25 protein-coding genes and 1 tRNA gene are annotated in these 22,188 nt (G+C 32.7%); 8 read left to right on the forward strand and 18 right to left on the reverse strand.

The annotated features are described in order from the left end of the window. Positions 1-25: 25 nt before the first annotated feature. The 3 genes from vhuG to MEVAN_RS05110 form a co-directional block, all read right to left on the reverse strand. Entirely contained in the window at positions 26-889 is an 864-nt protein-coding gene (gene vhuG, locus MEVAN_RS05100) for a F420-non-reducing hydrogenase subunit VhuG (RefSeq protein WP_012065829.1), read from the reverse strand. A 100-nt stretch (positions 890-989) separates the two neighbouring features. Beyond that, positions 990-1,394: a F420-non-reducing hydrogenase iron-sulfur subunit VhuD gene (gene vhuD, locus MEVAN_RS05105; RefSeq protein ID WP_012065830.1), complete on the reverse strand. Its 405-nt coding sequence runs from the start codon at positions 1,392-1,394 to the stop codon at positions 990-992. Between the two features lie 194 nt (positions 1,395-1,588). Beyond that, positions 1,589-3,565, reverse strand: a complete 1,977-nt coding sequence (locus tag MEVAN_RS05110; protein ID WP_012065831.1) for a CoB--CoM heterodisulfide reductase iron-sulfur subunit A family protein — start codon at positions 3,563-3,565, stop codon at positions 1,589-1,591. A gap of 800 nt (positions 3,566-4,365) precedes the next feature. Here MEVAN_RS05110 and MEVAN_RS05115 point away from each other — a divergent pair. The 7 genes from MEVAN_RS05115 (at position 4,366) to MEVAN_RS05140 (ending at position 9,714) form a co-directional block, all read left to right on the forward strand. Then, positions 4,366-4,902 (forward strand): CDP-2,3-bis-(O-geranylgeranyl)-sn-glycerol synthase, encoded by a 537-nt coding sequence (locus MEVAN_RS05115; RefSeq protein ID WP_012065832.1) that lies wholly within the window; start codon positions 4,366-4,368, stop codon positions 4,900-4,902. A gap of 222 nt (positions 4,903-5,124) precedes the next feature. Beyond that, entirely contained in the window at positions 5,125-5,319 is a 195-nt protein-coding gene (locus MEVAN_RS05120) for a symporter small accessory protein (RefSeq protein ID WP_012065833.1), read from the forward strand. After that, positions 5,320-6,921: a sodium:solute symporter family protein gene (locus MEVAN_RS05125; RefSeq protein WP_012065834.1), complete on the forward strand. Its 1,602-nt coding sequence runs from the start codon at positions 5,320-5,322 to the stop codon at positions 6,919-6,921. A 189-nt stretch (positions 6,922-7,110) separates the two neighbouring features. After that, positions 7,111-7,593: a hypothetical protein gene (locus tag MEVAN_RS05130; protein WP_012065835.1), complete on the forward strand. Its 483-nt coding sequence runs from the start codon at positions 7,111-7,113 to the stop codon at positions 7,591-7,593. Between the two features lie 10 nt (positions 7,594-7,603). Beyond that, the gene (locus MEVAN_RS05135; RefSeq protein ID WP_012065836.1) at positions 7,604-8,617 is read left to right on the forward strand and encodes a homoserine dehydrogenase; all 1,014 of its coding nucleotides are present in this window, start codon (positions 7,604-7,606) and stop codon (positions 8,615-8,617) included. A gap of 67 nt (positions 8,618-8,684) precedes the next feature. Beyond that, positions 8,685-8,774: transfer RNA gene (locus MEVAN_RS08905), tRNA-Sec, on the forward strand. Positions 8,775-8,802: 28 nt separating this feature from the next. Then, positions 8,803-9,714 carry a hypothetical protein gene (locus MEVAN_RS05140; RefSeq protein WP_012065837.1) on the forward strand — a complete coding sequence of 304 codons (912 nt, stop codon included), beginning with the start codon at positions 8,803-8,805 and terminating at the stop codon, positions 9,712-9,714. Here the strand turns inward: MEVAN_RS05140 and MEVAN_RS05145 are convergent. From MEVAN_RS05145 to MEVAN_RS05185, 9 genes are all read right to left on the reverse strand, one after another. After that, on the reverse strand, positions 9,711-10,169 hold the full coding sequence (locus MEVAN_RS05145) for a methanogenesis marker 9 domain-containing protein (protein ID WP_012065838.1): 459 nt from the start codon (positions 10,167-10,169) through the stop codon (positions 9,711-9,713). The genes MEVAN_RS05140 and MEVAN_RS05145 overlap by 4 nt on opposite strands. Next, positions 10,138-10,854, reverse strand: coding sequence for a 2-amino-5-formylamino-6-ribosylaminopyrimidin-4(3H)-one 5'-monophosphate deformylase (gene arfB, locus MEVAN_RS05150; RefSeq protein WP_012065839.1), 717 nt, complete (start codon positions 10,852-10,854; stop codon positions 10,138-10,140). Before arfB ends, MEVAN_RS05145 begins: the two co-directional genes overlap by 32 nt. After that, the gene (locus MEVAN_RS05155) at positions 10,855-11,013 is read right to left on the reverse strand and encodes an RNA-protein complex protein Nop10 (RefSeq protein WP_012065840.1); all 159 of its coding nucleotides are present in this window, start codon (positions 11,011-11,013) and stop codon (positions 10,855-10,857) included. 8 nt (positions 11,014-11,021) lie between these two features. Continuing rightward, positions 11,022-11,819 carry a translation initiation factor IF-2 subunit alpha gene (locus MEVAN_RS05160; protein ID WP_012065841.1) on the reverse strand — a complete coding sequence of 266 codons (798 nt, stop codon included), beginning with the start codon at positions 11,817-11,819 and terminating at the stop codon, positions 11,022-11,024. A gap of 119 nt (positions 11,820-11,938) precedes the next feature. Further along, positions 11,939-12,124: a 30S ribosomal protein S27e gene (locus MEVAN_RS05165; RefSeq protein ID WP_012065842.1), complete on the reverse strand. Its 186-nt coding sequence runs from the start codon at positions 12,122-12,124 to the stop codon at positions 11,939-11,941. 22 nt (positions 12,125-12,146) lie between these two features. Next, positions 12,147-12,428, reverse strand: a complete 282-nt coding sequence (locus tag MEVAN_RS05170) for a 50S ribosomal protein L44e (RefSeq protein WP_012065843.1) — start codon at positions 12,426-12,428, stop codon at positions 12,147-12,149. Then, positions 12,385-12,972: a hypothetical protein gene (locus MEVAN_RS05175; protein ID WP_012065844.1), complete on the reverse strand. Its 588-nt coding sequence runs from the start codon at positions 12,970-12,972 to the stop codon at positions 12,385-12,387. The genes MEVAN_RS05170 and MEVAN_RS05175 overlap by 44 nt, the downstream gene beginning before the upstream one ends. 38 nt (positions 12,973-13,010) lie before the next feature. Beyond that, the gene (locus MEVAN_RS05180) at positions 13,011-13,760 is read right to left on the reverse strand and encodes a DNA polymerase sliding clamp (protein WP_012065845.1); all 750 of its coding nucleotides are present in this window, start codon (positions 13,758-13,760) and stop codon (positions 13,011-13,013) included. Between the two features lie 97 nt (positions 13,761-13,857). Further along, the gene (locus MEVAN_RS05185; protein ID WP_012065846.1) at positions 13,858-14,748 is read right to left on the reverse strand and encodes a selenium metabolism-associated LysR family transcriptional regulator; all 891 of its coding nucleotides are present in this window, start codon (positions 14,746-14,748) and stop codon (positions 13,858-13,860) included. Positions 14,749-14,885: 137 nt separating this feature from the next. Between MEVAN_RS05185 and MEVAN_RS05190 the strand changes: the two genes are divergently transcribed. Beyond that, positions 14,886-15,848, forward strand: coding sequence for a PLP-dependent aminotransferase family protein (locus tag MEVAN_RS05190; RefSeq protein WP_012065847.1), 963 nt, complete (start codon positions 14,886-14,888; stop codon positions 15,846-15,848). A 168-nt stretch (positions 15,849-16,016) separates the two neighbouring features. On the opposite strand, the gene MEVAN_RS05195 is transcribed toward MEVAN_RS05190, so the two are convergent. The 6 genes from MEVAN_RS05195 to MEVAN_RS05220 all read right to left on the reverse strand — a co-directional run bounded on the left by MEVAN_RS05195 (position 16,017) and on the right by MEVAN_RS05220 (position 22,157). Further along, the gene (locus MEVAN_RS05195; RefSeq protein ID WP_012065848.1) at positions 16,017-16,361 is read right to left on the reverse strand and encodes a roadblock/LC7 domain-containing protein; all 345 of its coding nucleotides are present in this window, start codon (positions 16,359-16,361) and stop codon (positions 16,017-16,019) included. A 12-nt stretch (positions 16,362-16,373) separates the two neighbouring features. After that, positions 16,374-16,850: a GTPase domain-containing protein gene (locus MEVAN_RS05200; protein WP_012065849.1), complete on the reverse strand. Its 477-nt coding sequence runs from the start codon at positions 16,848-16,850 to the stop codon at positions 16,374-16,376. Between the two features lie 7 nt (positions 16,851-16,857). Next, positions 16,858-17,883, reverse strand: coding sequence for a H(2)-dependent methylenetetrahydromethanopterin dehydrogenase-related protein (locus tag MEVAN_RS05205; RefSeq protein ID WP_012065850.1), 1,026 nt, complete (start codon positions 17,881-17,883; stop codon positions 16,858-16,860). A 50-nt stretch (positions 17,884-17,933) separates the two neighbouring features. Then, positions 17,934-19,010 carry a class I SAM-dependent methyltransferase gene (locus tag MEVAN_RS05210; protein WP_012065851.1) on the reverse strand — a complete coding sequence of 359 codons (1,077 nt, stop codon included), beginning with the start codon at positions 19,008-19,010 and terminating at the stop codon, positions 17,934-17,936. A 4-nt stretch (positions 19,011-19,014) separates the two neighbouring features. Further along, positions 19,015-19,335, reverse strand: coding sequence for a helix-turn-helix domain-containing protein (locus tag MEVAN_RS05215; RefSeq protein WP_012065852.1), 321 nt, complete (start codon positions 19,333-19,335; stop codon positions 19,015-19,017). Positions 19,336-19,502: 167 nt separating this feature from the next. Beyond that, positions 19,503-22,157 carry a hypothetical protein gene (locus MEVAN_RS05220; protein WP_012065853.1) on the reverse strand — a complete coding sequence of 885 codons (2,655 nt, stop codon included), beginning with the start codon at positions 22,155-22,157 and terminating at the stop codon, positions 19,503-19,505. Positions 22,158-22,188 lie beyond the last annotated feature (31 nt).

Raw genomic sequence — 22,188 nt, forward strand, 5'->3', positions numbered from 1 at the left:
TCTCAATTTTTAATAATTAAGATACTTATTTCTGAACTTTTTTAGAAATTAATGCTGCAGGTAAAGAAAACCTGTTAAGTAGCCCTACTTTATCAGGAATTTCTAATGCTGGGGCCCCTGCATTTGCGTATGTATTTGCAGTGGACGCTGATTGGTCTAAAACTGCATCAGTTTTGCCATAGCAGCCCCTACAAGGCATGTTTGCAGAAGGACACATTGCACCACATCCTGATCTTGTACCCATACCTACGCATGTGTAACCCTGTTCAAAGAGACATGTTTCATTGTCAGGTGTTCCTTCAAATGACCTTTTGAATTCTTTTGGGAATACATTTTCTTTTTCCCTCGGACATTCGTCACATACAATTTTCTTAGGTAATTCAGGATCTTTTCCATTCAACAATGCAACAATTGCTGCTGCATTTAATGCTGGTTTTGGAGGGCATCCTGGGAGGATATAATCAGCCTTAATTACATCAGTTACAGGTTTTACAGTATCTAATAATTTAGGTATTCCATTTTCAGGAATTACGCCAGGATTATCCGTTGTTTTCGTGTAATATGGCGTAGTATTTATCTCTTCGGTTTTGTACAAATTTGCAAGTCCGGGGATGCCACCGTAAACTGCACAGGTTCCCCATGCAATCACTACTTTTGATTTTTCCCTAATTTCGTGCATTAAGTGCTCGTCGTGTTCGTTTCTTGCACCGCCTTCAATACAAAATACGTCAACTTCGGGGATTTCTTTTACGTCTGCAACTATTGGAGCGTAAACTATGTCCAAAGCTGGAAGAACGTCCAATAATTGTTCGTGTAAATCAAGTAGTGATATATGGCATCCGGAGCATCCGCAAAGTTGTATTAAGCCCAGCCTAACTTTATCTGCCATTTAATCACCTTGTGATTGATAAAAATTCCCTAAACGGAGGGCAGTCTTTTTACGAGTCCGTTTGGTTTCTCGTAAAATTCATTCTCTTTTTTTAGCTTATTTAAGCTTTGAAAGGATTTGGTCCTAGTTTTTTAACTCTTTCGGTCATTTCTTTAACTGACTCGGTAAACTTAACTGCATCAGCACCAGACATGAAAAACATTTCAAGTCTTTCGCCGTTGATTCCAAGTTCATCTAAGAGCTGTTTTCCAAAGTTAACCCTTTCTTCAGCTTTGAAGTTTCCAGTTTCGAATGCGCATTCGTTTGGCTTTCATCCTGCAACAAATACTGCGTCAGCACCTTTTTCAAATGCTCTCAATGCATAGGTAATGTCAAATTTACCTGTACATGGAACTCTGATTGGCCTAACTGATGCAGGGTATTGCATTCTGCTTGTACCTGCCAAATCCGCTGCACCATATCCTCACTGGTAACATACAAAGGCCATAATTACGGGTTCAGCCATAATATCCCTTTTTCAAGTTTTTTCATTTTTAAGAGATTAATCCTGATTCATCAAAACTCCCCTGGTATCTACCTTCGGGTCGTTTGTCACCTGATATTAACTTTAACACCATTTCCTAACTTTAATTTGCTGAGAATTTAATATTCATATATTTTATTTAATAATATTTCCATTCCAGGTTCTTTGTGCTTAAATTATTTTTCTAACATCTTTACTGCATCGAGAATACCATCGATTGCACCAATTATCTGTTCGTCTCGGTAGTATCTTAACTGCATTGCACCGCTTGGGCATACTGCAGCACATGAACCACAACCCTTACATGCAACGTCGTCTGAAATTGCTACCAAGTGACCTTCTTTTTCTTCATAAGTAATTGCGTTATATGGGCACATTAAAGCACAGACTTTACAGCCACCGCATACTTCTTCGTTAACTGTTGCCCGAATCATTTCAATCTTGAACTGACCTTGTGACATCGGGATTGCAACAGCACTTGCGGCACCTTTTGCCTGAGCTACTGTGTCAGGAATATCTTTTGGTCCTTGAGCGACCCCTGCAATTGCAATACCGTCAACTTTCGTGTTAACAGGCGCTAATTTAGGGTGTAATTCTTTAAAGAATCCTTCTGGGCCCCTATCTATACCGAGCATCTTTCCTAATTCTGCGGCATCTTTTTTAGGCTCTAAACCTGCGGATAGAACAACTAAATCAGCGTCAATCTCTAAAATTTCCCCCATAAGGGTGTCTTCTACCCTTACAGTTAAGTTTTTAGTTTCAGGATCTTCGATAATGTTAGCCGGTCTTCCCCTAATGAATTTAACTCCAAACTGGTCCTGAGCTCTCTTGTAGTACTCTTCATACCCCTTACCAAAAGCCCTGATATCCATATAGCAGACATATACTTCTGCGCTTGGGTCGTGCATTTTCATTAGCTGTGCATTTTTCAATGCAAACATACAGCATACTCTTGAACAGTATGGGTTTCCTACTTTCTCATCTCTTGAACCTACACACTGTATAAATACAGTTCTGTGAGGGTGTTTACCGTCACTCGGTCTGATTTCATGCCCATGGGTTGGCCCAGCAGGATTAATCATCCTTTCAATTTCAAGAGTTGTGATTACGTTTTCGTAAACTCCATATCCATATTCTTCTTTTCTTCTAGCATCAAACTCATCATATCCAGTTGCGGTAATTATTGTACCGACTTTTATTTTGAGCTCTTCTGGCTTTTGACCGTATCTTACTGCGTCAGCACAGCAAACTTTTGCACAAAGTCCACAATCAATACAATGTTCTTTATCGATTGTGTAAAGTAACGGAACCGCTTGAGGGAATGGAACGTATATTGCTTTTCTTGTACCTAATCCTAAATCAAATTCATTAGGCACTTCAATTGGACATGCTGAAGCACATGCACCGCAACCGGTACAGGTTTTTTCATCAACAGACCTTGGTTTTTTCTCGATTGTTACTTCGAAGTTTCCGATGTAACCATCAACATTTTTAATCTCAGCAAATGTAATCAATTCAACGTTAGGGTGGTTAGCTACTGACACCATTTTTGGTGCAAGAATTCACATTGCACAGTCATCTGTTGGGAAAGTCTTTGCAAGTTGCGCCATCCTTCCCCCAATTGACTCATCTTTGTCTACAAGATAGACTTTAAAGCCTTGGTCACCAAGGTCAAGCGCAGATTGAATACCTGCAATACCTGCACCGATAACCATACAGCTTTTATCTACTTCTACAATTTTTTGAGGAACGTCTTCTAATTTCTTAGCTCGTTCTACCCCACCAGCAACTAATTCACATGCTTTTTTAGTTGCTATTTTCACATCGTTCATGTGAACAAATGCGTCATGTTCTCTGATATTTACAAACTCTAAATAGTACGGGGATAAGCCCGCATCGTGTAGGCAACCTCTAAAGGTTGGCTCGTGGATCTTAGGCGTGCATGCTGCAACTACAATCCTGTCCAATCCGTGCTCTTTGATCGCATCCCTAATAAGGCCTTGACCTGGGTCAGCACACATGAACGGGTAACTAGCTGAAACTACTACACCGTCTAATTTAGAAGCGAAATCCTTTACAACTTCACAATCCACTGCACCATTGATGTTTGCACCACAGTAGCAGACGAAAACCCCTACTTTGGGGTCACTCATGGATTCACCTCCACATATAACAAGTAAGGTAATTGGTATACATTTATACTACACTCACCTCATTATAAAAAGATACATTCTTGAAATTCCTAATACTGCCCATTAATATTAGATATTATAATATGGGGCCTAAAACTAATTAATTCAATAATAAAAAAATATTTTCTATAATTCTAAAACCCCCATAAAGATTTGTATTATATGGGCAATTAACAATATTAATTAGGCGATGTAATGTCTTTGTAATAATATATAATATTAAAATAAGTATAATCGTTATTGAATAATATTTTAAAAAAGTCATTGATTAAGCAACCATAAAGTTTAAATATATTAAGTTTGAAGGTATACTTTGCACGGTGTGGGACAGTAGTGAGATTATTATTTTAAACCCCCCTCATACCCCCACTTCACTACTGATAACACCGTGTAGGAGATTTATATCTCCTAATCCCATTCCCACCCCTCATATGAAAAATACGCTTTTAATTACCTTTAACAAGTTATAATAAGTTTTAACAATTTACAAAAACATTAAAATTATAAAAATTAGAACATAACCCCTCCCCGTTCTATTTTTAGAGTAAATCATACTTTACATAACATAAAACCACCCCCTATTTCTTACCCCTCTAAACGTTTATTTCTTTTTTTATTTTAAAATTATTAAAAAATTTATTATTCTTTTGTTATTAGTTTAAAATTCTAAACTTTAAAAATAAAAACTTTTTATTTAGTAATCTATAAATACTGTACGAAATACTATTTTAAGAGTCAGTTCTCTATGTGCGAGGGATTTCATGGATTTAATTAATTTATTATTTGTATCATTTTGGTTTATATTGCCAGCATACACTGCAAATGCAATGGCATGTATTTTTGGTGGTGGAAAACCTGTTGATTTAAATAAAAATTTCATAGACCAAAAAAGATTGATAGGAAATGGTGTAACGTACAGGGGAACCTTTTTTGGAGTATTTTTTGGAATCGTTACTGCAATTATACAATATTTAGTCTCAAATTTAGGTTTTAAGTTTATTTTATCGTTTAATTTTACCCTTATTGAATATGTAATTATTGGATTTTTACTTTCATTTGGAGCCCTTTTTGGAGACATGTTTGGAAGTTTTTTAAAACGAAGATTAGGGTTTAAACAAGGACAGTCGGCACCAGTACTTGACCAAATTACGTTTATTGTATTTGCATTAATCTTTGTAAGTTATTATTACCTAGTGCCGTCCAAAATTTCGATAACTCTCTTAATATTGTCCCCGGTAGTCCATATTTTATCAAATATAATTGCATATAAGCTAGGGTTAAAAAAAGTATGGTGGTAAATCCCCTTATTACATATATTTCTTTTTTTGAATATGCCCTAAAACCTTTACATATTTATATAAAAAATCCCAAAATGTTTTTGAGGTAAATGCCTCTAAAATATATTAAAATGTTTTTAATATAGTATTTTGGGGTTATTCGTTATTTTATAAGTTAAATAAAGTTTAAACACATTTTTTGCACTTAATTAATTCTTAAAATTAAATCTTAGGAGGAATTATATGTTGGGTATAAAAGACCCCGTGGTGCTACTTGCATACTTACTCTGTATTGGAAGTACGCTTTTATGCATTATTTACGGGGTACTTAACTGGAACAAAGGTTCTGAAACTGAACCTGAAGAAATTCTTGAAGGTCAAAAATGGGAATGTGAAGAAGAGAAAATGGAAAAGGATGAACTTGGAACGGTGGTATAAATGGACATCGTTCTTTTAAACGTCGTAATTTTAATATATCTTCTAGTTGTAGGTTATCTTGGATACAAGGGTTGGAAAACTACAAAATGCGCAGAGGATTACATGGTTGGAGGTAGAAAAATCCATCCCTTTGTAATGGCAATGAGTTATGGTGCAACATTCATAAGTACTGCTGCAATTGTGGGATTTGGAGGAATTGCTGGAATTTATGGCATGAGTTTACTGTGGTTGCCATTTTTAAACATTTTTATAGGGGTTTTAATTGCATTTGTTTTTTTCGGTAAACGAACCCGTAAAATGGGGCATAACTTAGGTGCACTAACATTTCCAGAATTACTGTCGAAAAGATTTGAAAGTAAATTTATACAGTGGTTTTCTGGACTTTTAATATTTTGTGCAATGCCGATATACGCAGCTGCGGTTTTAATTGGTGCTGCACGGTTTATAGAAACAACTCTTGGAATTTCTTTTGAAATAGCTTTGCTAGTATTTTCTATAATCATTGCTGCATACGTTGTAATGGGTGGTTTAAAAGGGGTTATGTATACAGATGCATTTCAAGCGTCCATTATGTTTTTAGGGATGCTTTTTTTACTCTATAAGACTTACTCAATTCTTGGAGGAGTTACTTCTGCTCATTTGGAAATTACGAATTTTACGCCATTAATTTCTGGAAATCTTATTGAGATTGGACATTTGGGACTTACTTCAATGCCAGAATTTGGTTCGCAGCTCTGGTGGACGATTGTTTCGAGTATAATTCTTGGAGTAGGTACCGGAGTTTTAGCACAACCTCAACTTGTTGTAAGATTTATGACGGTAAAAAGTAATCGAGAGCTAAATAGGGCCGTTTTAATAGGTGGTATCTTTATTTTCGTTGCAACAGGTACATCATATGTTGTAGGAGCACTATCAAACGCTTACTTTATGAATACTGAAGGAATACTATCAATTGCTGCAACTGCAACTGAAACATTCCCCAAAGGAAATGTAGACAGTATAATACCATTATATATTAATAAAGCCATGCCTGAATGGTTTATCTACGTATTTTTGGTATCATTACTTGCAGCTGCAATGTCAACTCTTTCAAGCCAGTTTCACGCTCAGGGAACGTCTATTGGTAGAGACGTTTATGAAACAATAACTGGAAAAAAAGGAGGAAATTCTGTACATATAACTAGAATTGGGATTATTTTTGCAATTGTAATTGCAGTAGTTTTAGGATACGTTCTTCCCGGTGGAATTATTGCCAAAGGAACTGCATTATTCTTTGGACTATGTACTGCAGCATTTTTACCAATATATGCACTTGGATTATTCTGGAAAAGAACTACTAAGGAAGGTGCCATTTCAGGACTTTTATCCGGAACCTTTTCAAGTATTTTCTGCCTAGTGTTCCTGCATAAAGCGGAAGCTGTTCCGTTAGGTATCTCAAAAATGCTATTTGGAAGAGAAGTTTTAATTTCTTCGATGCCTTGGCCTTATGTTGACCCAGTACTGATTGCATTTCCAATTTCATTTATTGTAACAATTTTAGTAAGTCTTTTAACAAAAGCACCGTCTAAAGAACATTTGGATAAGTGTTTTAAGGGAATTTAAATTCCCGTTTTTTTAATACCCTCCGTTTTATTCTTTTTTAAATATTTTAAAATAGTTATCTAACTTTAAGGTATGCTTATTTTTTCAAAAACTGCTCTTTAACGGATGTTGATGTATATATAGTTGTTTTGCATAATTGAAGACTATTGAAAATATGTTGGTTGTAGCCGAATTATCAATGGTGAAAAAATGATATTTCTTGATTTAGAGCTTAAAGATTCCCCTGGAGAGCTTTTAAAAGCATTGCAGCCAATTTCATCTGCAGGAGCAAATATTTTTAGTGTAATACATCTTCGTGAAAATAAAACTGATGATGGAAGAGTTCCAGTAAAAGTCGTACTTGAAAAGCTAAATGAAGATATTTTAAACACTATCGTCTTAGACCTAGAAAAATTAGATGTGGTCGTTGCTAAAATTAATGAAAAGGTTAAAAAGATAAATTTTGATGTTGTTGTAATTGGGCATATCGTTGATACGGACGTACTTGATACGATAGACCGGTTAAATAAAATAGGGCTTGTTGTAGACTTAAATCTTACTATGCCAACTCCTGAAGCGGAATCTTCTGCAAAAATGAGGGTAATTGTTGATAGTGAAAATTTAAATCAACTATATGAAGAATTTGAAAAAATATCAAAAGAAAAAGGTTTGTTATTTATTAAATCATGCTAGGGGATATTTTATGAAGATTATACTTGTAGGATTTGGAGTTATTGGAAAAGGTGTTTTAAAGGTAATAAACCTTAAAAAGAACCACCTTCTTGAAAAATACGGGCTTGATTTGAGCGTTGTTGCAATTTGTGATAGCAGTGGAGCTGCGATAAATAAGGAAGGTCTTGATTTAGAACTTGCTTTAAAAATAAAAGAAGAAACTGGAAAAATTGCGAGTTATCCAGAATTTGGACAAAATATCGGAATAATTGAGGTTATAGAGTCAGTTCCCGCAGATATTGTTATTGAAGTAAGCCCAACAAATATTCATACCGGAGAACCTGCAAAATCGTACATGTTAAAAGCTTTCGAAACTAAAAAACACGTTGTTAGTGCAAATAAAGGGCCTTTAGCACTATTTTTCAAGGAAATTACGGGAGTTGCAAAAGAACACGGGGTAATTTTAAGATATGAAGCATCAGTTGGCGGTGCTACCCCCATAATAAATCTTGCAAAAGAAACACTTGCAGGAAATCGTGTAAAGTCAATAAAAGGAATTTTAAATGGCACTACAAACTATATATTAACAAAAATGGAAAAAGAGCAGCTTGATTTTAATACTGTTTTAAAAGAGGCTCAAGAACTTGGAATTGCTGAAACAAACCCTCATCAAGATATAAGCGGACTTGATACTGCTGCAAAGCTCGCAATATTGGCAAATTCAATTATGGGGCGAGAAGTAACAATTAATGACGTTGTTCTCGAAGGAATTACTAGAATAACTCCTGAATCTCTTTTGATGGCAAATAAAGGGGGCTATGCGATAAAACTAATTGGGGAGGTGACTGATAAAAAACTTGAAGTTTGTCCAAAATTGGTACCTATTGACCATCCTTTAAACGTAAAAGGGAGTCTTAACGTTGCAATGTTTAATACTGACCTTGCAAACGATATTGTAGTCGTAGGGACGGGAGCAGGTGACGTTGAAACCGCTTCTGCAATTTTAAGTGATATTTTAAATATTCACCAGTCATTAAAAAAATAAAACTCATTTTCTAAATTCTATATAGAATACTTTATATACTTTTAAAAATAGTTTATAATTACTTCGTGGCACGGGGTGCTTATCTTGGTAGATGAGGGCGGACTTCAGATCCGTCGAGTTCCGTCGGAATTCGGGGTTCGATTCCCCCCCTGCGCCGTTTTTTATGATTTCATGGTGACTTTTACATGGAAAAAATTTATTCTAAAAAAGGAGGAATCCTTGAATTAAAGGAATTGATTGCTATTTTACACGATTTTACCGGGATAATCTACCTAAATGATGCAAAACTATTTTATATCAATTCAAAACTAGTATTTTCAAGCTATAATCGTAGAAAAATAGATTTAAAGGGGCTTCTCAATGAATTATCAGATAATTTCCATATTGAAGTATTTAAATCAGGATATAATGAATTAAATAAAGTTTTAGATTCTGAAATTTCAAATTGTACGGCTGAAAATGTAAAAACCCGTATTGAAATGGATGAAGAAGTATTCGTGGATATTTATAATAATATCGAAAAATATGCCGGCCAAGGGCTTTTTAAAATTAGTTTAATCCCTAGAAAATATAAAGAAGAACAAGGTTTAATTATTTTTTCAAACAAAGATGAAATTCTTGCAATTTACTTTAAAAAAGATAAAATCTTACAAGGTTTAAAGGCATTAAATAAAATAAAAACAACTTTTGCAGTAAGCGATGTTAAATTAGTTTCTGAAAAAATATCTAAAAATGATTTTAATCGAATTTTAAAAGAGTATTCAGAATCCCTATTAAAACATTTTGTATCTTACGAAGAGTTAATGGAAACGGTAAAATCAAGGGCCCCAAAAATAGTAAAAAATGATTCATTACATAATGTTTTTTCTAAAGGGCCCGTAATTATTGAAATTGTGGAAAAAAATGCGTTTATTGTTTCAAAAGATGAAGTTCCCGTAATGGCATTTTTAGAAGAATATGAAGGAGATAAAGCATTTCGAATGATAAAAAATTTCTGTATATTAAATAATACTGAATTTAAAATATATGAAATAACGGAAAATGAATTTAAAATGCTGAAAGAATTTAAAAACGCTAAAATAAAAGAAATTTATTAAGAAATAGTTATTTTTGCAATTTCGTAAGCCTTTTTTAAGTCTCCCGTTTCTAAAATAGCTTTTTCTGCAATATCTTTTGGAATTCCTTTTTCAGTAAGTGTTTTTACGCCTTCTTTTAAAAATTTGGTTTTTTTGAGTACTTCAATAGACAAACTTTTTTTAAGTTCCATATATTCGTCTTCACCCATTTCTATTGCAAGCATTGCACTATCTCTAAAAGGACATGGTTTTGTAATTTTGCAGCACCATACAAGACTTCCAAAGCAGGTATTCTTACCATATTTAAGCCGAGTTTCATTTCCAAATTCCTGCTTAATTTTTGAAAATTCGTCGTTAGTCATTTCTAAAGACTTTAAAGCGTTATGTAATGGGCAGTATTTTACAGGAGGGCAGCAAAATGCAAGTCCCCGTAAATCTCCACCCCTACAAACGTGTGATGGGGAGTCTTCCCACATTTGAATCACCTTCGCTCATTTTCTTCACTATTTCAACGTGATTATTGATTAAATTTTTTAAAAGAGTTTTACCGTAATTTTTATCAAGAAAAATTGCACCTTTTTCTTCTAAAATTTTTGCTTCGTTGTCAATATCAGTATTTTTCAGTCTTGCTTCTGTTAACCCTATCATCCCTATTTCAGGATAAGTTTTAAATGAGTGAGTTTTCATTTTATCCTCGGAAAGTATTCCAACAGCATAGCCAATTGCAATTTCTTCGAATGCAGCGTGCGTAAAACATACGTTTTCCAAAATTACGGAAGTTTTTTTATCATTTAACTCTGAAATTAAATCCTTAATAAGAGTGTTTCCGCCATGGCAATTTATTATTAAAAACTTGTTGATTCCAATTTTTTTGGAATGTTCAATCATAATCTTTATGTATTCGACTACTTCGTTTGGAGAATTATGGATTCCGTGTTTTACGTAACTGTATTCGGTAGATGGAATTACTACTCCTAAAAATTTAGCCCCCGTTAAAATTGAAACGTTTAATCCAATATATGATGCTATTTTTGCATCGGTATCTATTGGTAGGGCTGAGCCATGATTTTCAAGAAAAGATCCAAGTGCAATAATGCCAATTTTATGGACTTCTTCGTTTAAAATATTCCCTGAATTATATCGTAATTCCATTTTATCCATCTATTTTTTTAAAGATTTTTTGAGCATTCTCCGGTATTTTCCATATTTATCTACCGGGGAAAACCTTGGAGGTTTGACAGTACCTGCTTTTTCATTACAGTCAATACAGTACTCTTTTAAAGTATATTTGCCACATTTTGGACATTTTTTCATCTGCATGGTATCGATTACTCCTCTACCCTAACAAAACTACCCTGTCCGCCCTTGTAGTCTTTAATATACTCAATTGCTTCTTCTGCAACTCTTCTTAAAACTTCTTCACCACTCTTATAATCTGGTGCAATTACTTCTATCCGGTATTTTGGAGCCCCGACATACGTAATATTCACCTTAACGTCTTCGTAAGGGTTTGCTTTGAAAGCCTTTTTAAGACCGTTTTTAATTACTTTTACCCCTGAAGGTTCCGTGGTTGTAAGTGTAAGAATTCCATCGACTTTAACGTTTGAAAGTTCGATGTTTTCACATGCAACTTCATAAATCATATCTGCCCATTCTTTAGAAACCGGAGTTTCGAGTTCATCTAATACTTCTTTTCCTTCAATTACCATTGATTCAAATGCATCGTAAAGTTCACCGAATTTATCAACTAACAAGTAACCTACAGCTTCCCATCCATCTTCAAGGGTTTTTCCAAGCTTTTCAGATGCAAATTGGAGTAATTTTTCAGCTCTTTGGAATTTTTTCCATTCTTGAACCTTAGATTTTTTTTGTTGGTCAGTTGCACGTTTTAAAGAAAGGTCTATCTGGTTTTTACCGGGATTTACCCTCATTACCTTTGCAACTACTCTTTGACCTTTTTTAATGTGGTCTCGTATATTTTTAATCCATCCTGAAGACACTTCAGAAATATGAACCATTCCCTCTTTTCCAGGGTACTCTAAAAGCTCGATAAATGCACCAAATGCTTTCACATCAGTAACATTTCCAATAACAATATCTCCCTCTTCAGGAAAATCTTTCCGCATAAGTTCCACCTTGATTAAATTATAAATAGCATACTGACTAGTTTATACACAATATAGTATTTAAATACTTATAAAACTATTCAAGCTATTTTAAAAATTTTTGAAAAAAGAAAAAAGATTTACTGTAATACTTCTAAAATCTTTGCCTTAATTGCCCCTTTTGAGGCTTTTGGTTCAGCAATGATTTTTCCGCATGATGTACACTTTACTTCAGTTGCAGGGCATCCAAATATAACCTGTTCGTTGCTACAGTCTGTACACTGAACTTTTAAGAATCTGCTTTTAGGTTTTGAGATTAATTGCATTTTTTCTCACCGTTTTTCTTAATTAGTCTACCAATTCAAAAATCCTTGCTCTAAAGCCGCCGTTACTCCTTTCGTGCATTTTTCCACATTCTGCACATTTGTATCGTAAGTCCAATTTTTTAATTGGCTTAGCTCCACCTGGTAACGGTCTTGGGTATCCTCCGTACCCCGCAGTTACTCTTCTAAACTGCCTTTGGCCCCATTTCAATTCACTAGCTTTTCTTTTTTTAGCTTTCTCTACTGTATGGGCAGTATGCTTCTTACAGTATGGACAGTACCTTTTTATCTTTTTTTTCATCTTCATGGACATTCACCCGTTTAACCACATTGTGTTTCTCTAAAATCTTTGAAAATTTCCTATCCAAAGAGATAATGTCATTCTTGTTTAAAATATACTGCAAATTCCCGTCCGTAAAGCATGGGAACTTAGTGATGACTCTTACAATATCAATATCACTTTCAGTATTTATAGGTTTTGGTTTTTGACATGCACCTTCATTTTCATGCCCCGTATCTAAATTAAGCTGATTTTTAAATTTTTTTTTATCAATATCCTCTTTTTTATAGATATCTTCAATATCTAAGCGACCAAAGAGGATATCTTCAATAAATTTTAAAAGCTTTTTTTCATCCTTTGTAGTATTATTTGGGCTTTCCTTGAGGCAGTTAATTTTGTAATAACGAATGTTTAAAAGTTCCATTAAATAATATTTCGTCCTTTCAAGTTTAAAATTGTCGTCTATTGTTTCAATATATTTTTTTGCATCAGGGTAAAAATTTTCAGGTAATTCCCCTAAACCCTCTTTTAAAAATTCGTTAAAAAATGCATCCCTTATTTTTTTATACATGTCTTTCACTTTTTAAAAATCAAAGTAATAAAGTTAAATTAAGATTCAATTCTTGGTGCAAGTAAAAATACAAGTTTAGAACCGCTAACTTCATATTCAATTTTTACAGGCATGTCTGAACCTAAGTATATTTTAAGAATATCTTCTGCTGAAGTTGATTTTGTTAAATCTTTTAAATAGGCTAAATTAAATGTGCTTTTCGAAGGTTCTGACATTTTAAATTCAGTTAAAGTTTCATATTCGTCATTGTTATTTTCAAATACAGTTTCACTCTGGTTTAAATCACCTTTTGAATAGATTACAAATTTATCTTCATCTACTTTAAGAGTTATGTGATCGTTTACTAGCTCCGCATCTTTTAATGCTTCAACAAATGCCCCTGCCTTAATTGAAACCTGATTTGGATAGGATATATCTGGAACTTTTAAATTACTTGATGAAACATCATATAATGCAATTGAAAACTTTCTTGTAACATTACTTTTAAAAGTAACATTTAATTTATTTTTTTCATCATCAAGCTCCAAAATTAGCTTTTCATCCCCCTTACTTCTTGCAATTATCTTTTTTAATGCTTCTAAATCAATACCAATATCATGAATATCTCCCTCATAACTCTCAAAAACTTCTTTTGGCATCCCCATACTTACGAGGGCAACGTGTGATGGATCCATTGCACTTGCTTTAATTCCGGTTTCATCTACTTCAAAACAAATTTCGTCTACTAGGTTGCTTGTCGCATTTATAACTTTTTTAAAATCCCTTGAATTACATGTAGCTTTAAACATCTATTCACCAGTTAGTTTTATCTGTATGAATTATTACAAACCTATTTTGTACAAAAATATATATGGTTTTTTAAGTGATTTTTATAAAAATTCAAAATTACTGGCCAGAAACAAAGTCCCAAAAAGACTTTATTGCACTTGGATTTCTTGGTTTTTTACCCTTTACAAGGTATAGGTATCTTGTAAGGTCTAAATCTTCAATCGGCACTATCTTTAATTGCCCGGATTCAGCTGCTTTTCTTGCAGGAATTTCTGAAAGAATACTTACCCCATAACCTTCGGAAACTGCGGTAATTATTGAAGAAGTACTTCCAAGGCTCATTACTATGTGTAAATCCATCATTGAATAGCCTTTTTCTTGTAATGCATCTACCAAAATTTCTCTAGTTCCCGAACCTATTTCTCTATCAATATAGTCTTCTTTTAAAACGTCTGCAAGTTTTGCAACCGATTTTTTTGAAAGAGGGTGTTCTGATGGAACGATTAATACAAGCCTGTCTTTTCCGATTACTATACTTTCATATGTTTTATCGTAAATATTCCCTACTGCAATTATATCAACTACCCTATCCTCTAAAAGTTTAAAACACTTTTCAGAATCAGTAATCTGTATTTGAAAAGAAACATCCTTATATTCTTTAGTATAGTCTTTAAGTATACTTGGAAGAAGGTGTTCTCCAGGTGTAGTACTTGCTGCAATTTTTATTACTCCTTCAGGATGTTCATGGAGTATTCTCATCTGTTGCTTTGAGTTGTTTATACTTTCAAGTATTTTTTCGGAATTTTCATAAAGGATGTTTCCTTCAAGCGTTAAATCTACACCTTCAGGAGTTCTTAAAAATAGTTGTGCATCAAAATACTTTTCTAAAACAGATATGTGGTTACTTACTGTTCCTTGGGTAACACCAAGTTTTTTTGCAGCCTTAGAAAAGCTTTTAGTCTTTGAGGCGTAAATAAATGTTTGAAAATAACTAATTTTTGGATCCATAATCTATCACATTTGCCTTAATTCTTAACTTAAGATACTATATACTTATTAGAAAAACTAATATATATATCATTCGAATACTATTCTTAAAATCATATAAAAAAATTATGATAGTTATGTTATTTTCTGGTGATAGTATGATTATACCTCATAGAAAACCATGTATCGAATCCCAAATTCGAGTAAAAGGGGATTTAGAAGAATTGAATTATATTTTAAATGACTTATTAGCTTTTAAAAAGGAATTAACAGTACTTCCTTCCGGAAACTCTGCAATAAATATTGCTTCAAAAATAGTTTCAAGATTAAACATTAATTCAAAAACATTAATTCCTGATATGGGCGGTTGGAAAGGCTTTGAAATATATTCTAAACTTAATGGGTTAAAAATTGAAGAAATAGAAACTGACCTTGGAATTATAAATATTGAAACATTGGTTGAAAAATTAAAGGATAATGATATAAAATCGATTTTTTTAACATCTCTTGCAGGATATCTTGCGCCACAACCTTTAAAGGAAATTAAAAAAGTTTGTATGGAAAACGAGGTTATTTTTATTGAGGATATTTCTGGAAAAATTGGAGGGGACTCAGGATATGGGGATATTATTGTCTGCTCAACAGGTTCGCCAAAAATAATAAATTGTGAATACGGAGGATTTTTAGGAATTTCAAAAGAATTAATTGAGAAAATGAAAGAAAATAACATTAAAGAAGATATTAAAAATATTTTAAAGACTTATAAAGTGCAGAATATCTATGGTAGTTTAAAGGAAGAATCTTTGCGTTCAAAAAAAACGTATAGGATGTGTAATAACTTCTCAAAAATATTAAAGGATAATATTGAAAATGCATATTTTAAAGATTTAGAAGGCATTTCAGTCTTTGTAGAATGTGAAACCCCAAAAGATATCGTTAAAAATGTTGAAAAAAATCTAAAACTTGATAATGGAAAATCATTGTTTACTTTGTGTCCATTGTATGAACGAATATTTAAAAAAGGATTTGTAATTGAGGTAAAAAAAATGGATGTTTTAAAAATGGAGTATTCAGATATTGATGGAATCTCATTAGTCTTAAATAAATTTTTAAATGGGTAAATTATATTGAAAAAGAGTGTGTATGAACAGTAGTGAGATTATTTAACCCCCTACTGCTGAAAACATTTAAAATCCATATCCCCAATACTTACGTATTGTCTCATAAGTATATATGTATTATTATTTTATCCAAATAGCAAATATTGTAAAAAAAAAGAAAATTAAATTTTAAAATGCAGCTTTTATTTTTTCAGTAGCTTTTTTCATTGAAATTCTAATTAATCCTAGATTAACTTTTGAATCGGCTAAAACTACTAAAATACCTTCACCTGCATCGGTCATTAGAGTTTTTCCAAATTCTCCTTCAACCATCATTTGTTCAAGGTTTCCTTGATTAATTTCATTTGCAGTTCTTTCCGCAGAACCAAATGCAGCTGAAGCCATTGCACCAATAAGTTCGTTATCAAGGTTTGATGGAATTTGTGATGCAATAACTAAACCGTCTTTTCCAACAACCATCGAACCTTTTATGCCCTCGGTTTTACTCAAATCTGCTAAAATTCTATCTATCATACTATTACCCCACTAAATAATGTTAAGTTGATTGAATATTTCAGATAGTCCCTCTTTTCGGCGTATTGACCCATGAATAATATTTTGAATATTTTCATCTAAGATTACTAGTGATTTCTTAATTTCTAATGCGTTTGATTCATTACATAAGTCCATTTTATTAATAAATACCGAATAAGGAATTTTTCTTTTAGAAAGCATTTTTATTATTTCTAAATCTACGTTTCTAAGGCCAATTGTGGCATCAAGAACCAAAATTCCGTAGTCGGCACCTTCTATTGCAACTTCTCTCATGAACCCAAATCTTTCTTGTCCGGGAGTTCCAAAGAAATGCAATTTTTTATCTAGAAGTTCAATTCTACCATAGTCAATTGCAACAGTAGTTCCTTTATGCTCCACTTTTGAAACATTTTTAATTAAGGCATCCATGAGTGATGTTTTACCAACGTCTTCTGAACCCATTACTACAATTTTAAGTTCTTTTACCATACTACACCTATTGGAAGAGCTTCCTAGTACTTCTTTTTATTGCACCATTTGCTGCAGCCCCGCCAATTAACGTTTCTAATTCTTTAACAAGAGATTGCGCTGCAACAAGAGTTGTAGGTTTTATTTCTGCATTTTCAGATGCGTGCTTTAATTCACCATCTAAGCTCTTTAAAATATCGAGTGCTGCATCTAAATCTTTTTGTTTTTCAAGTAGATGCATTGATGATGCAGTTTTTGTAAGTAATTCTGGATTTAACGCTTTTAAAAGGCCATTTACTCCCGAAGTTTCAACTAAGGATGCCATTGTTTGTAAAGTCATTAAAATTTGCTGTTCTACCATTTTCTTTGGAGCTTTAATAATTTTTGTTCCAACCGAATAGTAATCTAAAACACCTGAAAGTGTAACTGCAGTTAATAGTGAACCCATGTCTGAAACCGTTGCTGAAACATCTGCAGGGATTAAATAAGGCACTTTGTCCACACTTTCAGTAAGCCGTACACATTTTTGTATCTGTTCATCATTTGCATATGAAGTACCATTTGTAGCCTTATTGCTTATTACATAGTGCCCATGTTGAGGAGTTCCCGGAACTGCTGCTGGGTGCATTGAAGTAATACCTATGTCTTTTCGTTTGGTTCTTAATTCAACTTCAAGCATTGCGTATAATGTAACAGGAGAAACTGTGCATGTATTTGCAATTATTGCATTTTCTGGAAGATGAGGTAAAATTTTTTTAGCGATTTCAACCGTTTTTTTACCAAACGGAGTGAAAAATATTGCGATTTCTGCATTTTTTGAAGCTTCAATATCGTCAGATACAACATTTACTCCTGCACTTTCAACAATACTCCATTGTTCATCGTTTAGGTTTGATTTATTAATTTCTGCTAAAATAACTTCGTGGCCAGCTTTTGCAAATTCTATCGCCATTCTGCTCCCACCATAAGGGGCAGTACCACCAAACGATTCAGGTAACTTTAGTTGATTAACATAAAGATTCTGGTTACCCGCACCATATACCGTAACTTTCATTAGACCACCTTTAAAAAATAAAAACGTAACTATTATAGGCAGTCAAATTATTAAATCCTTTCTATTACGATGCAATTATTACCTAATAACTCATAATTATATCCATAGCCTAAAATTTCTAGCTGATTTAAAATGTCTTTCCTTGAGTTGTAACCTTTAAAGTACTTATTAAGGCCCTTATAAAATTCAAATAAAGGCGTATTTACTGCAGGGTTTTCAGTGAAAAATTCTTCCATTATAACAAGTTTACCGCCTTTTTTTAGCGAATCCATCATTTTTTTAAGAAATAAATTTTTAGAATCTGTATAGGATAAAGTGTGGGCACATATTACATAATCATACGTATATTTAGAAATTGTTTCACAAAAGTCTAAGGGCTTTAGTGAAGCACAATCTAATCCATTTCTTTTAAGCCTTCCTTCTGCAATTTTTATAAGTTTTTTTGAGACGTCAACTCCCATATAGTACCCGTTTGGGGATAATTTTGAAGCATAATATTGAGGGGCTCTTGAACCACACCCTACTTCAAGAACACTATCTCCATCTTTAAGATCAAGGTATTCTGAAATTACATCCCTACATGTTTTCATGTAGTTCGTGTTTAACATTATATCCCAAATATCTGCATCCTTTTTAAAATTTAAAACAACTTCTGGATGTTCATATCCAATAAGTGCATACTGAACTAAACTAGATATAAAATCATAATTAGAAAAATGGTCTGAAATAAGTTTTTCATGATCAGGATATATTGAAGAATATTTAAAGCTAGGATTTAACTCTAAAAATCCATCATCAGTTAGAAATAGCATTTTTAAAGCCAAAGCTGTTTTAACATATTTATTTATAATGTCTTTGTTTGGATACGGCAGTATATTTTCAACAGTATCTAACTTGGGCCTATTATCATCTATTGCTTTAAATATTCCAAATTTTAAGCCCTGTCTAAAAAATATGCCTATTAATTCATTATTAATATATTCAACAGTATAATTTAGTGACTCTACTTTCTTTTTTATGCCGTTTACTTCAATGATTCCGGTTTTAGAATGTTTCAAAAGTTCGCCCTCTGAAATCATATTCATACTCACCCCTGTTTCTTTCCCATATATTTCGGATAGTACCATAATTTCACCAATTATTAGTGGCAGAATCGTAGTCTTTCAGATATTCTACAATGTTTTTTCCGTAATGAGTCATCTGGTAAACTTTCATTCCTTCTTTTCCATCACAGGTTACGAGACCAAGCTCGATTAATGAAGAACTACCATTGTATCTATTGCCCATTCCTTTTAAACACCCTAATACATTACTTGGATCTGATTTAACTCTCCTAGAAAGTTCTGAAAGATAAATTCCATGGGGGTGGATATCATATAGAAAATATACTATTTTTTTTCTAAGCTTGCTCTTGTTTAGAGATCTTATTATTGTAGGATTAATAAATATCATGTCTTCTGATCCCAAAAAAGACACCTCGGGGATAGGATTATTAAATTTAAGTATTGATTTAGTTATAAGATATATCTTAATATGGGGGTTATTATAGATAGAAATAATTATAGCCGTTAAAATATATATATGAATGATATTGGAATTACTAATTACCCATATTATCCTTAAGATACGAATCCGCCGATAAGTGGTATTTTTGAAATCATATTCTTTACAGAATTCATAATATTTTGAATCATTGTTAGTTCAGGTTCTAAAGTATCTTCCCCACCGTCCATATTAGGAACTTCATGGTTAATTTCTTCATTATCCGCAATTTCTGGGAAATTAATCCCTGGTGGACTGTTTTCAACATCTATTACATCAGAATTTATTTTTAAAGATTTTTTAAGCTCTATTGGAAGATAATTTCCAGATTTAAGTGCAAAATTAGGAATAGAAACCCTAAAAGTTATTTCATAGCTTTTTTCAGGGTCAAGTTCATTTAATTTTATATTTAAAGGTTTAGATTCTGTTGAGTGTATCATGTCTTGGTAATTTGGACTTTTATATATGGTATTTTTGTTTTCCTGTATTTCGATATTGTAATAGTACGTTATATTTACTGGGTGATTGCTAGAAAGTCCTGAAGAAATTATTGCGGTTACGCCAGATTCAGAATACGTTAAATCTTTTATATTGAGTGGTGAAACAACTTCAGTAACTTTATTCATGCTTGTTGGAACCTTATTTAAAAGGTCTATTGCAGAATACCGTCCGATATTCGAATTAGGATTAATATTTCTTGACACTGTTCCAAATCCTTCGGTATATAATATTTCAACGTTTCCAAAATCATCAGTTGTAACTGCGTGAAATAAGGTATAGCCTAAAAATCCTTCTTCAAAGAAGATATCAAATTCAACCGTTTGAAGAGGATCATTACTATTTCGGTTATTAACCGTGACGATTTTTTCCTTCGAAGTAGCTTTCAATACCCCTTTTGAATCGTAAACGTCAACCCACATTCTGTATGTTGCAGGTATTGAGATTTCATTATCTAGTGCAACTATACAAGTATTATTATATCCTGCAACAGGGTAATTAACAAATAAACCTCCGCCGTGATTTACAGTTGAAATTTTTGGCATTATTGTATTATTATACCAAACTTTTTTAACGTTTAAAAGATTTTTCGCATTAAATTGGAAAAATGTACTTTGGGCAGTTACTTTACGGTTATTATCTGTTGCAGCGCCATCAACATCAATTATAAATTCTATCGGGCCATTTACTTCCCTGTTAAATACTATTGGAAGTTCGTATGTATTTTTTGAATTTGGTGCTATTCTAAATGTTAATGGATCATTTACTGTAAATATCCCTTGTTCATAGGTATTTTTTTCATTATACCTATTTCCAATGTAAACTTTTCCAACTAAAGTACGGTTATAATTATTTTTTAAAGTTACATTTACAGTATAATTTTTCCCAACTACCACGTTTCCAGAAAGCCTACTTGAATAGCTTAATAGTTCATCATTTGGAAGTGAGATATTATCAATTATAACTGGATAAATTGCTTCTGGCTCTATCTTTAACTTTTCTTTTGAAGAGTAAACATAGTGTTTATCGGAATATACCTGAATTTTAAAGTCCGTATCAGAAATTTTCGATAAATACGGGATATAAATAGTTTCACTAGATAAATCATCTATTTTAACTGATTTAACTGTTTTATACCCACTTGGACTTTCTAGTTCAACAGTTACATCTGCTCTTTTATTATGATGGTTTCTAAGTTGTATTCGTAAAATTGAAAGATATGGCTCATTTGCCATATAAGCCCGTGGAAGAATGTTCCTAGAAGGAATATTCGTATTTAAAGCACGTTCAATTCTTTCATCATATATTTTTGAACTATCATAAAATTCTTTCACGTAATTTCTGCTACTTTCATTTATATCTTTAAAAAGTTCGTATTTTTCAACAGATACTGGAAGCTTAAATATTTTAACTGTTTTTTTGTAATTATAAGATATTAATCCATTATTGTTTACCCTCGTAGTTTCCTCAAGTCCATCAGTATATCCATGTAGCCCCATTACCTCAGTATGAACCTGAATTTTAAATTCATTTTCATCGATATTGATATCAGGAATTTTAAAAAAAACTTCCTTTTCAGAATTTTTCGGTAAATATACTATTCTTTTATCGTCCTTACCATTGTAAATTATCTTTTTGTCGTTTGCATTTTTAGCGTCATTTGAATCTTTCGTATAATCTTTTGAAACTACACTAATCCATGTTTTTACTTCATAATCAGATTGCGATCTAGGATTACTCTTTAAAGTTACAGTATACCAGTTACTAGTTACTATTTCAGTGTAAGGTGCCCCGGGGGCAGTGTAACTCGCCTGACAAGTTATATTTTTCACATCAACCGGATTTACAACGTTTACGTTTATTTTTTTAGATTCTATCTTTTTGCCGTTTTCATCAGTCAAAGTAATTGTAACACTATGATCACCTACTTCAGTAAATTTAAGTCTTATTTCAATAATTTTTTCGTGGTGAGAGTTCGGTATAATGGGTATTAAAGGTGATTCAAAGGATTGGCCTTCATATTCAGCTTTAACTCTTACATTTCTTTGGTAAGGATCATAATTTACCAGACCAATATTTATGGAAGGATTACTTGGATCTATGTAAATTTTTGGAGAATCAGGGTTATCTCCAACTGCCCATATCTTATATATTGCAACTCCATCCTTATCTGCCCCATAAGTTACGGAAAGTGTAATAAATAATATAAATAATATTGTTCCAGTCTTTTTCATAATATCTTCCCAAAAAGCGATGAATGTAAAA

This window comes from Methanococcus vannielii SB, from assembly GCF_000017165.1.
Classification (GTDB): domain Archaea; phylum AGJL01; class Methanococci; order Methanococcales; family Methanococcaceae; genus Methanococcus; species Methanococcus vannielii.

Excerpts from the sequence above, each read along its gene's own strand:
- MEVAN_RS05185 (WP_012065846.1), bottom strand. The coding sequence starts at position 14,748 with ATGGATCCAAAAATTAGTTATTTTCAAACATTTATTTACGCCTCAAAG.
- MEVAN_RS05155 (WP_012065840.1), bottom strand. The coding sequence starts at position 11,013 with ATGCAGATGAAAAAATGTCCAAAATGTGGCAAATATACTTTAAAAGAG.
- MEVAN_RS05125 (WP_012065834.1), top strand. The coding sequence starts at position 5,320 with ATGGACATCGTTCTTTTAAACGTCGTAATTTTAATATATCTTCTAGTT.
- MEVAN_RS05175 (WP_012065844.1), bottom strand. The coding sequence starts at position 12,972 with ATGTATAAAAAAATAAGGGATGCATTTTTTAACGAATTTTTAAAAGAG.
- MEVAN_RS05180 (WP_012065845.1), bottom strand. The coding sequence starts at position 13,760 with ATGTTTAAAGCTACATGTAATTCAAGGGATTTTAAAAAAGTTATAAAT.
- MEVAN_RS05170 (WP_012065843.1), bottom strand. The coding sequence starts at position 12,428 with ATGAAGATGAAAAAAAAGATAAAAAGGTACTGTCCATACTGTAAGAAG.
- MEVAN_RS05135 (WP_012065836.1), top strand. The coding sequence starts at position 7,604 with ATGAAGATTATACTTGTAGGATTTGGAGTTATTGGAAAAGGTGTTTTA.
- MEVAN_RS05120 (WP_012065833.1), top strand. The coding sequence starts at position 5,125 with ATGTTGGGTATAAAAGACCCCGTGGTGCTACTTGCATACTTACTCTGT.
- MEVAN_RS05205 (WP_012065850.1), bottom strand. The coding sequence starts at position 17,883 with ATGAAAGTTACGGTATATGGTGCGGGTAACCAGAATCTTTATGTTAAT.
- MEVAN_RS05210 (WP_012065851.1), bottom strand. The coding sequence starts at position 19,010 with ATGGTACTATCCGAAATATATGGGAAAGAAACAGGGGTGAGTATGAAT.
- MEVAN_RS05145 (WP_012065838.1), bottom strand. The coding sequence starts at position 10,169 with ATGTGGGAAGACTCCCCATCACACGTTTGTAGGGGTGGAGATTTACGG.
- vhuG (WP_012065829.1), bottom strand. The coding sequence starts at position 889 with ATGGCAGATAAAGTTAGGCTGGGCTTAATACAACTTTGCGGATGCTCC.
- MEVAN_RS05160 (WP_012065841.1), bottom strand. The coding sequence starts at position 11,819 with ATGCGGAAAGATTTTCCTGAAGAGGGAGATATTGTTATTGGAAATGTT.
- MEVAN_RS05200 (WP_012065849.1), bottom strand. The coding sequence starts at position 16,850 with ATGGTAAAAGAACTTAAAATTGTAGTAATGGGTTCAGAAGACGTTGGT.
- MEVAN_RS05130 (WP_012065835.1), top strand. The coding sequence starts at position 7,111 with ATGATATTTCTTGATTTAGAGCTTAAAGATTCCCCTGGAGAGCTTTTA.
- MEVAN_RS05140 (WP_012065837.1), top strand. The coding sequence starts at position 8,803 with ATGGAAAAAATTTATTCTAAAAAAGGAGGAATCCTTGAATTAAAGGAA.
- MEVAN_RS05195 (WP_012065848.1), bottom strand. The coding sequence starts at position 16,361 with ATGATAGATAGAATTTTAGCAGATTTGAGTAAAACCGAGGGCATAAAA.
- MEVAN_RS05115 (WP_012065832.1), top strand. The coding sequence starts at position 4,366 with ATGGATTTAATTAATTTATTATTTGTATCATTTTGGTTTATATTGCCA.
- MEVAN_RS05165 (WP_012065842.1), bottom strand. The coding sequence starts at position 12,124 with ATGCAATTAATCTCAAAACCTAAAAGCAGATTCTTAAAAGTTCAGTGT.
- arfB (WP_012065839.1), bottom strand. The coding sequence starts at position 10,854 with ATGGATAAAATGGAATTACGATATAATTCAGGGAATATTTTAAACGAA.
- MEVAN_RS05190 (WP_012065847.1), top strand. The coding sequence starts at position 14,886 with ATGATTATACCTCATAGAAAACCATGTATCGAATCCCAAATTCGAGTA.
- MEVAN_RS05215 (WP_012065852.1), bottom strand. The coding sequence starts at position 19,335 with ATGATATTTATTAATCCTACAATAATAAGATCTCTAAACAAGAGCAAG.
- MEVAN_RS05220 (WP_012065853.1), bottom strand. The coding sequence starts at position 22,157 with ATGAAAAAGACTGGAACAATATTATTTATATTATTTATTACACTTTCC.